The 13,601-nt window shown below is 71.5% G+C and carries 11 protein-coding genes; 10 read left to right on the top strand and 1 reads right to left on the bottom strand.

Annotation, left to right across the window (positions count from 1 at the left end; translation table 11 throughout):
• Positions 1 to 65: 65 nt before the first annotated feature.
• Positions 66 to 605, bottom strand: coding sequence for a carbonic anhydrase (locus OG580_RS09100; protein WP_267043128.1), 540 nt, complete (start codon positions 603 to 605; stop codon positions 66 to 68).
• Between the two features lie 358 nt (positions 606 to 963).
• On the opposite strand from OG580_RS09100, the gene rsmH reads away from it, so the two are divergent.
• The 10 genes from rsmH (at position 964) to OG580_RS09050 (ending at position 13,470) form a co-directional block, all read left to right on the top strand.
• On the top strand, positions 964 to 1,920 hold the full coding sequence (gene rsmH / locus OG580_RS09095) for a 16S rRNA (cytosine(1402)-N(4))-methyltransferase RsmH (protein WP_267043127.1): 957 nt from the start codon (positions 964 to 966) through the stop codon (positions 1,918 to 1,920).
• Positions 1,917 to 2,513 (top strand): hypothetical protein, encoded by a 597-nt coding sequence (locus tag OG580_RS09090; RefSeq protein ID WP_267043126.1) that lies wholly within the window; start codon positions 1,917 to 1,919, stop codon positions 2,511 to 2,513. Before rsmH ends, OG580_RS09090 begins: the two co-directional genes overlap by 4 nt.
• A 13-nt stretch (positions 2,514 to 2,526) precedes the next feature.
• Entirely contained in the window at positions 2,527 to 4,518 is a 1,992-nt protein-coding gene (locus OG580_RS09085) for a penicillin-binding protein 2 (protein ID WP_267047946.1), read from the top strand.
• A gap of 118 nt (positions 4,519 to 4,636) precedes the next feature.
• Positions 4,637 to 6,232 (top strand): UDP-N-acetylmuramoyl-L-alanyl-D-glutamate--2,6-diaminopimelate ligase, encoded by a 1,596-nt coding sequence (locus OG580_RS09080; protein ID WP_267043125.1) that lies wholly within the window; start codon positions 4,637 to 4,639, stop codon positions 6,230 to 6,232.
• Between the two features lie 4 nt (positions 6,233 to 6,236).
• Entirely contained in the window at positions 6,237 to 7,661 is a 1,425-nt protein-coding gene (gene murF, locus OG580_RS09075; protein ID WP_267043124.1) for a UDP-N-acetylmuramoyl-tripeptide--D-alanyl-D-alanine ligase, read from the top strand.
• Entirely contained in the window at positions 7,658 to 8,728 is a 1,071-nt protein-coding gene (gene mraY, locus OG580_RS09070) for a phospho-N-acetylmuramoyl-pentapeptide-transferase (RefSeq protein ID WP_267043123.1), read from the top strand. Before murF ends, mraY begins: the two co-directional genes overlap by 4 nt.
• Positions 8,710 to 10,149, top strand: coding sequence for a UDP-N-acetylmuramoyl-L-alanine--D-glutamate ligase (gene murD / locus OG580_RS09065; protein WP_267043122.1), 1,440 nt, complete (start codon positions 8,710 to 8,712; stop codon positions 10,147 to 10,149). The genes mraY and murD overlap by 19 nt, the downstream gene beginning before the upstream one ends.
• Positions 10,150 to 10,204: 55 nt before the next feature.
• Positions 10,205 to 11,545 carry a putative lipid II flippase FtsW gene (gene ftsW, locus OG580_RS09060; protein ID WP_267043121.1) on the top strand — a complete coding sequence of 447 codons (1,341 nt, stop codon included), beginning with the start codon at positions 10,205 to 10,207 and terminating at the stop codon, positions 11,543 to 11,545.
• A 6-nt stretch (positions 11,546 to 11,551) separates the two neighbouring features.
• Positions 11,552 to 12,646 (top strand): undecaprenyldiphospho-muramoylpentapeptide beta-N-acetylglucosaminyltransferase, encoded by a 1,095-nt coding sequence (gene murG / locus OG580_RS09055; protein WP_024757246.1) that lies wholly within the window; start codon positions 11,552 to 11,554, stop codon positions 12,644 to 12,646.
• A gap of 20 nt (positions 12,647 to 12,666) precedes the next feature.
• Positions 12,667 to 13,470, top strand: coding sequence for a cell division protein FtsQ/DivIB (locus OG580_RS09050; RefSeq protein ID WP_267043120.1), 804 nt, complete (start codon positions 12,667 to 12,669; stop codon positions 13,468 to 13,470).
• Positions 13,471 to 13,601 lie beyond the last annotated feature (131 nt).

The following is a 13,601-nucleotide window of genomic DNA, read 5'->3' as shown; positions in this document are numbered from 1 at the left end:
AAGTGCGAGGGAAATGCCGGGGTTTGCTCCGTTATGCCAGTTCGACCGGGCCCGTGCGGAGTCGGCTACGAGGGGTCGATCTCGCGCAGCAGACCGGTCGTCACGTCGAAGACGAAGCCCCGGACGTCGTCGGCGTGCAGAAGGAAGGGGGAGGTCCGCACCCGCTGCATCGACTGGCGGACGTCCTGGTCCACGTCGCGGAACGCCTCGACCGCCCAGGCCGGCCGCTGACCGACCTCGTCCTCCAGCTCGTGCCGGAAGTCCTCGGTCAGCGATTCGAGACCGCAGCCCGTGTGGTGGACCAGCATCACGCTGCGCGTGCCGAGGGCGCGCTGGCTGATCGTGAGGGACCGGATCACGTCGTCGGTGACCACGCCGCCCGCGTTGCGGATGGTGTGGCAGTCGCCGAGTTCGAGACCCAGGGCCGCGTGCAGGTCGAGACGGGCGTCCATGCAGGCGACGACGGCGACGCGCAGCACGGGCCGCGCGTCCATTCCGGGGTCGGTGAAGTCGGCGGCGTAGCGCTCGTTCGCCTCGACGAGGCGGTCGGTGACCGTGTCGGCGGTGCGTACGGCGTCGGCGGAGGGGTGCGCGGATGTCGACATGGGTCCGACGTTAACGGGCACAAGGTCGCCGGGCCTGCTGTGAGAGGGGACAAAGAACGCCATTGAGGCTTGTTGTGAGCTAACCCACAGGTGGGGGAAGCCGGGCCCCGAACGAGTGAGCCGTCCGGAATGTCCCCCGGGTCCGCCGGCTCCGTGCGACGCGCCAGGCGGTTGATTGACCGGCGGGTCCCGTGGACTAAAGTGACGCGAAGTTCACGGAGACATCGAGCGATTTCCGCGGTTTCTCCCCCGTGTGTGCGGCGGTACCTACGGCTCGGCCTCCTCCCGCTCGCGCGGTAGCCGGTGCGGGGCGGGAGCCCGGCGGTACGTGCCACCGCGCCGGATCTGAGAGGGCGCATTGAGCAACGACCGACACGTCCCGGTGATGCTCCAGCGGTGCCTGGACATGTTGGCCCCCGCACTGGAGCGCCCCGGCGCGGTCGTCGTCGACTGCACCCTGGGCCTCGGCGGCCACAGCGAGGCCCTGCTCGAACGCTTCCCCGAGGTGCGGCTCGTCGCCCTCGACCGGGACAAGGAGGCGCTGCGCCTCTCCGGTGAGCGTCTGGCCCCCTTCGGGGAGCGCGCCACGCTCGTCCACGCCGTGTACGACGAGCTGCCCGAGGTCCTCGACCGGCTCGGCATCCCCACGGTGGACGGCGTCCTCTTCGACCTGGGCGTCTCCTCCATGCAGCTGGACGAGGCCGACCGCGGCTTCGCCTACGCGCAGGACGCCCCGCTCGACATGCGCATGGACCAGACGACCGGCATCAGCGCGGCCGAGGTCCTCAACACCTACCCGCCGGGCGAGCTGGTCCGCATCCTGCGCGCGTACGGCGAGGAGAAGCAGGCCAAGCGGATCGTCTCCGCGATCGCGCGCGAGCGCGACAAGGAGCCCTTCACCAACAGCGCCCGGCTCGTCGAGCTCATCCGTGACTCGCTGCCCCAGGCGGCCAAGCGCACCGGTGGCAACCCGGCCAAGCGGACCTTCCAGGCCCTGCGCATCGAGGTCAACCGTGAGCTCGACAGCGTCGAGAAGGCGATCCCGGCGGCCGTGAAGGCCCTCGCCGTCGGCGGCCGGATCGCCGTCCTCTCCTACCAGTCGCTCGAGGACCGCATCGTCAAGCAGGTCTTCGCGGCCGGCGCCGCGACCACCGCCCCGCCCGGGCTCCCGGTGGTCCCGGAGAAGTACCAGCCGCGCCTGAAGCTCCTCACCCGGGGAGCCGAGCTCCCCACCGAGGAAGAGGTCGCCGAGAACCGCCGCGCCGCGCCCGCCCGGCTCCGCGGTGCGCAGCGCATCCGGGAGGACGTGCGGTGAGTACGGCGAAGGAGCCCCTCAAAGGGCGGGCCGCGCGACTCGGACGGCTCATGCCGTCGGGGCCCAGCTCGGCCGCCCGCACCCCCTTCGTCCTGCTCGTCTTCGTCCTCCTCGGCGGCGGGCTCATCGCCCTGCTCCTGCTGAACTCGGCCCTCAACCAGGGCTCCTTCAAGCTGCGTGAGCTCAAGGACAGGACCACCGAGCTCACCGACGAGCAGCAGGCGCTCCAGCGGGACGTGGACGACTACGCGGCCCCCGACGCCCTGGCGCGGCGGGCCCGCGAGCTCGGCATGGTCCCGGGCGGCAGCCCCGCCTTCCTCGGCCCGGACGGCAAGGTGCTCGGCGTGCCCTCGGCCGCGGCCTCCCCGAAGCCGACGCCCACCCCGAAGGCCCGGGCGAAGACCCCGCCGCCTGCCTCCGCCGACTCCCCGAAGCCACCGGCGAACACCAGCACGAACTCGACCGGCACCAGCCCCACCGGCGCGGGTGCCGCCAGTCCGGGCCTCACCGGCACCGACCAGGCACGGACAGCGCCCGGACCCACGCCCTCGGCAACCGCAGCCACCCCCGTACAACCGACCTCCGGCAGGTGACCGAGCAGTGCCAGTGCCCCCCAAGGAGCCCCCGCGCCGCCGTGTCCCCGGACCCGCCCGGCCCGCACGCCCCCGGCCCGTCTCCGCCGGAGCCCGCCCCTCCCGTCCCGCCTCGCGTCCCGCCCCGCGCCCGGCCGCGAAGCGCCCCGCGCCCCGGCCCCCGGCCCGGCGGCCCCGCACCATCCGGCTCGGCAACCCCCGGCCCCGGCTCCGGCTGATCTCCTTCGGCCTGACCCTCGTCATGCTGGTCTTCGTGGTCCGGCTGCTCCAGGTCCAGGCCGTCGACGCCAGCGCGTACGCCGCCAAGGCCGACAAGTACCGCTTCCAGGACCACACGCTCTCCGCCGAGCGGGGCGAGATCACCGACCGCAACGGCATCGCGCTCGCCGCCAGCGTCGACGCGTACGACATCACCGCCGACCCGAAGCTCTTCACGCCCGAGGAGTCCAAGCTCCCCGACGCGCCCGAGCAGGCCGCGGCCCTCCTCGCCCCGATCCTGGGCAAGGAGCCCGCCGAGCTCGCGAAGAAGCTCCGTACCCCCAAGTCCCGCTACACCCTCCTCGCCCGGAAGCAGACCCCGCAGGTCTGGAACCAGATCAAGGACCTCAGGAAGGTCTACGGGCAGAAGGCGCAGAGCGCCGGCGGCACCGGCGTCAACCTGCTCGGCGGCGTCCTCAGCGAGCCCAGCACCAAGCGCGTGTACCCGAACGGCGAGCTCGCCGCCGGGATACTGGGGTACGTGAACGCCGAGGGCCGGGGTGCCGGCGGCGTGGAGTCCATGCTCGACCCGGAGCTCGCCGGCAAGGACGGCAAGGTCCGCTTCACCGAGTCCGGTGGCCGGCAGGTGCCCACCGCCGGCTCCCAGGGCACCCCGGCCGTTCCCGGCTCCGACATCGAGCTCACCATCGACCGGGACATCCAGTGGGCCGCCCAGCAGGCCATCACCGAGCAGGTGAAGAAGTCCAAGGCCGACCGCGGGTACGTCATCGTGCAGAACACGAAGACGGGCGAGGTCCTCGCCATGGCCAACGCCCCCGGCTTCGACCCCAACGACCTCTCCGCCGCCAACGCGGCCTCCATGGGCAACGCGGCCCTCCAGGACGCCTACGAGCCCGGCTCCACCAGCAAGGTCATGTCCATGGCCGCCGTCCTGGAGGAGGGCAAGGCGACCCCCGACACCCATGTCACCGTCCCCAACCGGCTCCACCGTGGCGACCGGCTCTTCAAGGACGACATCGACCACAAGACCTGGCACCTGACCCTCAACGGCGTCCTCGCCAAGTCCAGCAACATCGGCACGATCCTCGCCACCGGCCAGCTCGGCGCCACCCAGGCCGAGTCCAACCGGGTCCTCTACTCCTACCTGCGCAAGTTCGGCATGGGCAGCCTCACCGGCCTCGACTACCCGGGGGAGACCCCCGGCATCCTCGCCAAGCCCGAGGACTGGTCGACCTCGCAGCAGTACACGATCCCCTTCGGCCAGGGCCTCTCCGTCAGCGCCATGCAGGCCGCCTCCGTCTACTCGACCATCGCCAACGGAGGCGTACGGATCGAACCGACCCTCGTGCGCGGCACCAAGGGCCCCGACGGCCGCTTCAGCCCGGCCCCCGCCCCCCAGGAGAGCCGGGTCGTCAGCGAGAAGACCGCCGACACCCTCGCCAAGATGCTGGAGTCCGTCGTCGACGACAGGGAAGGCACCGGCAACCGGGCCGCCATCCCCGGCTACCGCGTCGCCGGCAAGACCGGCACCGCCAACCGGGTCGACCCCGAACTCGGCCGCTACAAGGGGTACACCGCCTCCTTCGCCGGCTTCGCCCCCGCCGACAAGCCGCAGGTCACCGTCTACTGCGCCATCCAGAACCCCACCAAGGGCAGCTACTTCGGCGGCCAGATCTGCGGACCCATCTACAAGAAGGTCATGGAGTTCGCCCTCAAGACCCTGCACGTCGCCCCCTCGGGCAGCGAGCCCGCCCGACTGCCGGTCTTCTCCGACGACACCCCGTGACACTCCGGGAGCACCAGTGACAACGATCACCAACCATTCCGGCAACCGGAAATCGAACTCCGGCGACGCCCCGGGCTCTTTTGGCCCCGCACAGGGTGCGCCCGGTACGCTCACCGCCGTGCCACACGCTGATCAGTACCGAACCACCCCGCCCCGGCCGGAGCAGGCCCGCCCGACACCCCTGGGCGACCTGGCCGCGCAGCTGGGCGTCGAGACCCCCGACGCCGGCCCCGTGGACATCACGGGGATCACCCACGACTCCCGGGCCGTACGCCCAGGGGACGTGTACGCGGCCCTGCCCGGTGCCCGCGCCCACGGCGCCGACTTCGTCGCCCAGGCCGCCGGGCTCGGAGCCGCCGCGGTCCTGACCGACCCGGCGGGCGCCGAGCGCGCCGCCGCGACCGGCCTGCCGGTCCTCGTCGTGGAGAACCCGCGCGGCCGGATGGGCGAGCTCGCCGCCGAGATCTACGGGCGGCCCGGCGCCGCCCTCCTCCAGATCGGCATCACCGGCACCTCCGGCAAGACCACCACGGCCTACCTCGTCGAGGGCGGCCTGCGCGGCGCCGGGCGGAGCACCGGCCTCGTCGGCACCGTCGAGATGCGCATCGGCGACGAGCGCATCAAGTCGGAACGTACGACGCCCGAGGCCACCGACCTCCAGGCCCTCTTCGCCGTCATGCGCGAGCGGGGCGTCGAGGCGGTCGCCATGGAGGTCTCCAGCCACGCCCTCGTGCTCGGCCGGGTCGACGGCTGCGTCTTCGACGTCGCCGTCTTCAACAACCTCAGCCCGGAGCACATGGAGTTCCACTCCGACATGGAGGACTACTTCCGGGCCAAGGCCGCGCTCTTCACCCCCGAGCGCAGCAGGCTCGGCGTGGTGAACCTGGACGACGCGTACGGCCGCAGGCTCGCCGAGGAGGCGACCGTGCCGGTCGTCGGCTTCTCCGTGGAGGGTCGCGAGGACGCCGACTGGCGTGCCGAGGACCTCGTCCTGGGCTCCCACGACTCGACGTTCACCGCCGTCGGCCCGCAGGGCGAGCGGATCTCCGCCACCGCCCCGCTGCCCGGCCCGTTCAACGTCGCCAACACCCTCGCGGCGATCGCGACCCTCGCCGCCGCGGGCCTCGAACCGAAGAGCGCCGCCGACGGCATCGCCGCCGTCCCCGGCGTACCCGGCCGCCTGGAGCGGGTCGAAGCCGGCCAGCCGTACCTCGCGGTCGTCGACTACGCCCACAAGACGGACGCCGTCGAATCGGTCCTGCGCTCCCTGCGGGAGGTCACCGAGGGCAAGCTGCACGTGGTCATCGGCTGCGGCGGCGACCGGGACACCACCAAGCGCGGCCCCATGGGCGGCGCGGCGGCCCGGCTCGCCGACACCGCCGTCCTGACCTCCGACAACCCCCGCTCGGAGGACCCGCTCACGATCCTCACCGCCATGCTCGCGGGCGCCGCGGAGGTCCCCGCGGGGGAGCGCGGCGAGGTCCTCGTCCTCGCCGACCGCGCCGCCGCCATCGCCGCCGCCGTGGCCCGCGCACAGCCGGGCGACACCGTCCTGGTCGCGGGCAAGGGCCACGAACAGGGCCAGGAGATCGCCGGGGTCGTACGCCCCTTCGACGACCGCCAGGTCCTGCGCGCGGCGATCACCGAGAAGAACGCCCGGGCCGCCCTGGTGGGCGGCAAGGACGCAGACAGCCACCAGAACAGTCAGGGATGAAGCAGTGATCGCCCTCTCCCTCGCCGAGATCGCCGAAATCGTCGGCGGGCAGAAGCACGACATACCGGATCCGGCCGCCCTGGTCGACGGGCCCGTCGTCATCGACTCCCGCGAGGTGCGGCCCGGCAGCCTCTTCGTCGCCTTCGCGGGCGAGCGCGTCGACGGCCACGACTACGCGGAGCGCGCGGTGGCGGAGGGCGCGGCGGCCGTGCTCGCCGCCCGCCCCGTCGGCGTCCCCGCGATCGTCGTGGACGACGTCCAGACCGCGCTGGGGGCCCTCGCCCGCGCGGTCGTCGAGCGGCTCGGCACCGACGTCGTCGCCCTCACCGGCTCGGCGGGCAAGACCTCCACGAAGGACCTGATCGCCCAGGTCCTCGCCCGGCACGCACCCACGGTGTGGACGCCCGGCTCCCTCAACAACGAGATCGGCCTGCCGCTCACCGCACTCACCGCGAGCGACGAGACCCGGCACCTGGTCCTGGAGATGGGCGCCCGCGGCATCGGCCACATCCGGTACCTCACGGGCCTCACCCCGCCCCGTATCGGCCTCGTCCTCAACGTGGGCACCGCCCACATCGGAGAGTTCGGCGGCCGGGAGCAGATCGCCGAGGCCAAGGGCGAGCTCGTCGAGTCCCTGCCCTCCGCCGAGGAGGGGGGAGTCGCGGTCCTCAACGCCGACGACCCGCTCGTCCGCGCGATGGCGAGCCGCACCAAGGCCCGCGTGATCCTCTTCGGCGAAGCGGACGAAGCGGCCGTACGGGCCGAGAACGTCCGCCTCACAGAGAACGGACAGCCTGCTTTCACGCTTCACACACCCACCGGGTGCAGTGACGTGACCTTGCGCCTGTACGGTGAGCACCACGTGTCGAACGCGCTCGCCGCGGCCGCCGTCGCGCACGAGCTGGGCATGCCTGTCGAAGAGATCGCCACCGCGCTCTCCGAGGCCGGCACCCTGTCGCGCTGGCGCATGGAGGTCACCGAGCGTCCGGACGGCGTGACGATCGTCAACGACGCCTACAACGCCAACCCCGAGTCCATGCGAGCCGCCCTGCGCGCGCTCGCGTCCATGGGCCGGGCCGCTCAGGCCCGAGGGGCTCGTACGTGGGCGGTGCTCGGCAAGATGGCCGAGCTCGGTGACGCATCGCTCGTCGAGCACGACGCGGTCGGACGGCTTGCCGTCCGGCTCAACGTCAGCAAGCTCGTCGCGGTCGGGGACAGGGAAGCGTCCTGGCTGCAACTGGGCGCATATAACGAGGGTTCGTGGGGTGAGGAGTCGGTGCACGTGTCCGACGCGCAGGCGGCTGTCGACCTGTTGCGCAGTGAGCTGCGCCCGGGGGACGTCGTCCTTGTGAAGGCTTCCAGGTCGGTCGGTCTCGAACGGGTCGCGCTGGCCCTCCTCGACACCGAGGGCGAGGTCGCCGGACGATGAGGCAGATCCTCTTCGCGGGGGCCATCGGGCTCTTCCTGACCCTGATCGGCACCCCGCTTCTGATCAAGCTCCTGGCCCGCAAGGGGTACGGGCAGTTCATCCGGGACGACGGCCCGCGCGGCCACGCCGGGAAGAAGGGCACGCCCACCATGGGCGGCATCTCCTTCATCCTGGCCACGCTCATCGCGTACGCCCTGGCGAAGGTCATCACCGGTGAGGACCCGACGTACTCGGGCATCCTGGTGCTGTTCCTCATGGCCGGCATGGGCCTGGTCGGCTTCCTCGACGACTACATCAAGATCGTCAAGCAGCGTTCGCTGGGTCTGCGGGCCAAGGCGAAGATGGCCGGCCAGCTGATCGTCGGCATCGCCTTCGCCGTGCTGTCGCTGCAGTTCGCGGACCTGCGCGGGCTCACGCCCGCCTCCACGAAGCTCTCCTTCATCACGGACTTCGGCTGGGCCCTCGGACCCGTGCTGTTCGTGGTCTGGGCGCTCTTCATGATTCTCGCCATGTCCAACGGCGTGAACCTGACGGACGGGCTGGACGGCCTGGCCACCGGCGCCTCGGTGATGGTCTTCGGCGCGTACACCTTCATCGGGCTCTGGCAGTTCCAGGAGTCCTGTGCGAACGCCATGACCCTGACCAACCCCAACGCCTGCTTCGAGGTCCGCGACCCGCTCGACCTCGCCGTCGTCGCCTCCGCCCTGATGGGCTCCTGCTTCGGCTTCCTCTGGTGGAACACCTCGCCCGCCAAGATCTTCATGGGTGACACCGGCTCGCTCGCCCTCGGCGGCGCCCTCGCCGGTCTCGCCATCTGCTCCCGTACGGAGCTCCTGCTGGCCCTGCTCGGCGGCCTGTTCGTCCTGATCACGATGTCCGTGGTCATCCAGGTCGGCTCGTTCAAGATGACCGGCAAGCGCGTCTTCCGGATGGCCCCCCTCCAGCACCACTTCGAACTCAAGGGGTGGTCCGAGGTCCTGGTCGTCGTCCGGTTCTGGATCATCCAGGGCATGTGCGTGATCGTGGGCCTGGGCCTCTTCTACGCGGGATGGGCAGCAGAGAAGTGACAGAACAGCTCGACTGGAACGGCAAGAAGGTCACCGTCGCGGGGCTCGGGGTGTCCGGCATCCCGGCCGCCCGCGTCCTGCACGGCCTGGGTGCGGTCGTGACCGTCGTCAACGACGGCGACGACGAGCGCTCCCGGGCACAGGCCGCCGAGTTGGAGGCGGAGGGCGTGACCGTCCGCCTCGGCGACGGGGCGACCCTGCCGACCGGCACCGAGCTGATCGTCACCACCCCCGGCTGGCGGCCCGACAAGCCCCTCTTCGCGGCCGCCGCCGAGGCGGGCGTGGAGGTCTGGGGCGACGTCGAACTGGCCTGGCGGCTCCGGGGTCCCGGCGCCGCTCCGTGGCTCGCGGTCACCGGCACCAACGGCAAGACCACGACCGTGCGGATGCTCGCCTCGATCCTGGAGGCGGCCGGTCTGCGGACCGCCGCCGTCGGCAACATCGGGGTCTCGCTGCTCGACGCCGTCCTCGGCGAGGAGCAGTACGACGTGCTCGTCGTCGAGCTGTCCAGCTACCAGCTCCACTGGGCGCCGTCCGTCCGCGTCCACTCGGCCGCCGTGCTCAACCTGGCGCCCGACCACCTCGACTGGCACGGCTCGATGGAGGCGTACGCCGCCGACAAGGGCCGGATCTACGAGGGCAACCAGATCGCCTGCGTCTACAACGTCGCCGACAAGGCCACCGAGGACCTGGTCGTCGAGGCCGACGTCGAGGAGGGCTGCCGCGCGATCGGCTTCACCCTCGGCACCCCCGGTCCGTCCGAACTGGGCGTCGTCGAGGGCATCCTCGTCGACCGGGCCTTCGTCGAGAACCGGCAGAAGAACGCCCAGGAGCTGGCCGAGGTCTCCGACGTCCAGCCGCCGGCCCCGCACAACATCGCCAACGCGCTGGCCGCGGCCGCCCTCGCCCGCGCCTTCGGCGTCGACGCGAAGGCCGTACGGGACGGACTGCAGGCCTTCCGCCCCGACCCGCACCGCATCGAACTGGTCGAGGAGATCGAGGGCGTCACGTACGTCGACGACTCCAAGGCCACCAACACGCACGCCGCGGAAGCCTCGTTGGCGGCCTACGACCCGATCGTCTGGATCGCCGGCGGTCTCGCCAAGGGCGCGGCCTTCGACGAGCTCGTGGAGAAGTCGGCGAAGCGCTTGCGCGGGGCCGTCCTGATCGGCGCCGACCGCGCGCTGATCCGCGAAGCCCTGGCGCGACACGCCCCGGAGGTCCCGGTGGTGGACCTCGACCGGACCGACACTGGGGCGATGTCCGAGGCGGTCCGGGAGGCGGCCCGGCTGGCCCGCCCGGGGGACACGGTGCTCCTCGCCCCGGCCTGCGCCTCGATGGACATGTTCACCAACTACAACAAGCGGGGCGAGGCCTTCGCGGACGCCGTCCGCGCCCTCGCCGCCACCGGGGACGCCTGACCTGACCAGTGGGAGGGTCCGGCCGGACCGGGCACGACTGGAGGGGGCAGCGACCATGCCGAGCAAGATCGCCGGGACACGCCGGCCTTCCGCCGTACGCGGCGGAGGGCGGGCCCCAGCGACCCCGCGGCGAGGGCGCGGCGGGGGCGTACGTCGACTGCGCGAGAGGGCGCTGAAGGCCTGGGACAGGCCGCTCACCGCGTACTACGTGATCATCGGCGCGGCACTGCTCATCACCATGCTCGGCCTGGTGATGGTCTTCTCCGCCTCGATGATCACGGCACTCCGCTACGACCTGGTGCCGTCCTACTTCTTCCGCAAGCAGTTCTTCGCCGCGCTCCTCGGCACCGGACTCCTGCTGGCCGCCTCCCGGATGCCGGTGAAGCTGCACCGGGCGCTCGCCTACCCGATCCTCGTCGGCGCGGTCTTCCTGATGGTCCTCGTGCAGATCCCCGGGATAGGGCACTCGGTCAACGGCAACCAGAACTGGATCTCCCTCGGCGGCCCCTTCCAGCTTCAGCCCAGCGAGTTCGGCAAGCTGGCGCTGATCCTGTGGGGGGCCGACCTGCTGGCCCGCAAGCAGGACATGCGGCTGCTGTCCCAGTGGAAGCACATGCTGGTGCCGCTGGTCCCCGTGGCCTTCATGCTGCTCGGACTGATCATGCTCGGCGGCGACATGGGCACCTCGATCATCCTCGCCGCGATCCTCTTCGGCCTGCTGTGGACGGCCGGCGCACCCACCCGGCTCTTCGTCGGGGTGCTCTCCGTCGCCGGCGCGATCGGCGTGCTGCTGATCAAGACGAGTGACAACCGGATGAAGCGCTTCGACTGCATCGGCGCGACCGACCCCGGAGGCGAGGGAGCCCCCTGTCTGCAGGCCGCGCACGGAATCTATGCTCTGGCCTCGGGCGGATGGTTCGGTTCCGGACTGGGTGCCAGTGTGGAGAAATGGGGCCAACTCCCCGAAGCGCACACCGACTTCATCTTCGCGGTCACCGGTGAGGAACTGGGTCTCGCGGGGACGCTGTCGGTACTCGCCCTGTTCGCGGCTCTAGGCTATGCGGGTATCCGCGTGGCCGGACGCACGGAGGACCCCTTCGTGAGGTACGCCGCGGGAGGTGTGACCACCTGGATCACGGCGCAGGCCGTGATCAACATCGGTGCGGTGCTCGGTCTGCTGCCGATCGCCGGTGTCCCGCTCCCGCTGTTCTCGTACGGGGGGTCGGCCCTGCTGCCGACCATGTTCGCCGTCGGGCTCCTCATCGCCTTCGCGCGACAGGAACCCGCCGCGAAAGCGGCCCTGGCCCTGCGCCGCCCCGGCCGGGGCAAGCAGGCCGGGGTGAGATGGAAGTCGATGCGACGGCGCGTCAAGAAGCGCCCGTCCGGAGAGCGGTGAATTTCGGTGCATGTCGTACTCGCCGGCGGGGGGACCGCCGGCCACATCGAGCCCGCGCTGGCCCTCGCGGACGCCCTGCGCAGGCAGGACCCCAGCGTGGGGATCACAGCGCTGGGCACGGAAAAGGGTCTGGAGACCCGGCTCGTGCCCGAGCGGGGCTACGAGTTGGCGCTCATCCCCGCCGTACCGCTGCCCCGTAAGCCCACCCCCGAGCTGATCACCGTCCCCGGGCGGCTGCGCGGCACGATCAAGGCCGCCGAGCAGATCCTGGAGCGCACGAAGGCCGACTGTGTGGTCGGCTTCGGCGGCTACGTGGCCCTGCCCGGCTATCTCGCGGCCAAGCGGCTCGGGGTGCCGATCGTGGTCCACGAGGCCAACGCCCGGCCCGGACTGGCCAACAAGATCGGTTCGCGGTACGCGGCCGGGGTCGCCGTCGCCACCCCGGACAGCAAGCTCCGCAACGCCCGCTACATCGGCATCCCGCTGCGGCACACCATCGCGACCCTCGACCGGGCCCGGGTGCGCCCCGAGGCGCGCGCCGCCTTCGGGCTCGACCCGAACCTGCCGACGCTGCTCGTCTCGGGCGGTTCGCAGGGCGCCCGGCGGCTCAACGAGGTCGTCCAGCAGATCGCCCCGGTGCTCCAGCGCTCCGGCATCCAGATCCTGCACGCGGTCGGCCCGAAGAACGAAATGCCGCGCGTCGACAACATGCCCGGTATGCCGCCGTACGTGCCGGTACCGTACGTGGACCGGATGGATCTCGCGTACGCCGCGGCGGACATGATGCTCTGCCGCGCGGGCGCCATGACCGTCGCCGAGCTCTCCGCCGTCGGGCTGCCCGCCGCGTACGTCCCGCTGCCCATCGGCAACGGCGAACAGCGGCTCAACGCCCAGCCGGTGGTCAAGGCGGGCGGCGGGCTCCTCGTCGACGACGCGGAGCTGACCCCGCAGTGGGTGCAGGGCAACGTCCTGCCCGTACTGGCCGATCCGCACCGGTTGTACGAGATGTCCCGCGCCGCCGCCGAGTTCGGCCGCAGGGATGCCGACGACCTGCTCGTCGGCATGGTGTACGAGGCGATCGCCGCCCGCCGACAGGCGTAGCGGCGGCGAAAGGCGGAAGCGTGGCAGCCGGATCGACGACCGCCGAGAAGAGCGGCGCGAACAAGCCGAAGGGGTCCTCGGAACGGCCGCCCCGCACGGGCGCCCGGAACAGTCGATTCCGGGTGCCCGCCCCACGGGTGCTCCTCGTGGCGCTCGGCGTCGTCGCGCTCGTGGCCGGCGGGATCTGGGCGCTCTACGGATCGACCTGGTTCCGTGTGGAACGTGTGAAGACTTCCGGCGTGCGGGTGCTGACCCCGGGCGAGATCGAGGCGGTCGCCGCCGTCCCGGCGGGAGCCCCTCTCGTCTCCGTCGACACCGACGCGATCGAGGTCCGGCTCCGGCAGGGGTTCCCGCGCATCGAGACCGTCGACGTCGTGCGTTCCTGGCCGCACGGAATCGGTCTGAAAGTGACGGAACGGCAGCCGGTCCTCCTCCTGGAAAAGGGCGGAAAGTTCATCGAAGTGGACGCGACCGGCATGCGGTTCGCCACCGTCGACACCGCCCCCCGCGGCGTCCCCCGGCTGGTCCTCGACACCGCCACCTCGCCCAGCCTGCGTCGTTTCGACGCGGACCGGCTGCTCCGCGAGGCGGTTCGCGTCCGGGGTGAACTCCCGGGCGAAATCGCGGAGAACACTCGTGTCGTCCGCGTCACCTCGTACGACTCCGTCACTCTGGAGCTGACCAAGGGGCGCACCGTCTTCTGGGGCAGCGGCGAGCACGGCCGGGTGAAAGCCCGGGTGCTGACCGCTCTCATGAAGGCATCGCCCAAAGCGGGGCACTTCGATGTAAGTGCCCCCACGGCACCCGCTTCGTCGGGCAGTTGACGAGTATCGGCGCTGGCCAGCACCCTGGTTGGCCAGCGCTACGGGTGATCACATAGGGTGAAAAGAAAAACGGGAGGTTCGGCGTGTTCGTTGAACGTGCGCCGCTTGTCGACTTAGTGTCCTGTTCGGAA

Source organism: Streptomyces sp. NBC_00094 (assembly GCF_026343125.1).
Taxonomy (GTDB): domain Bacteria; phylum Actinomycetota; class Actinomycetes; order Streptomycetales; family Streptomycetaceae; genus Streptomyces.
The sequence above is the reverse complement of the archived record's forward strand: the minus strand, read 5'-3'. Positions and strand labels throughout refer to the sequence as shown.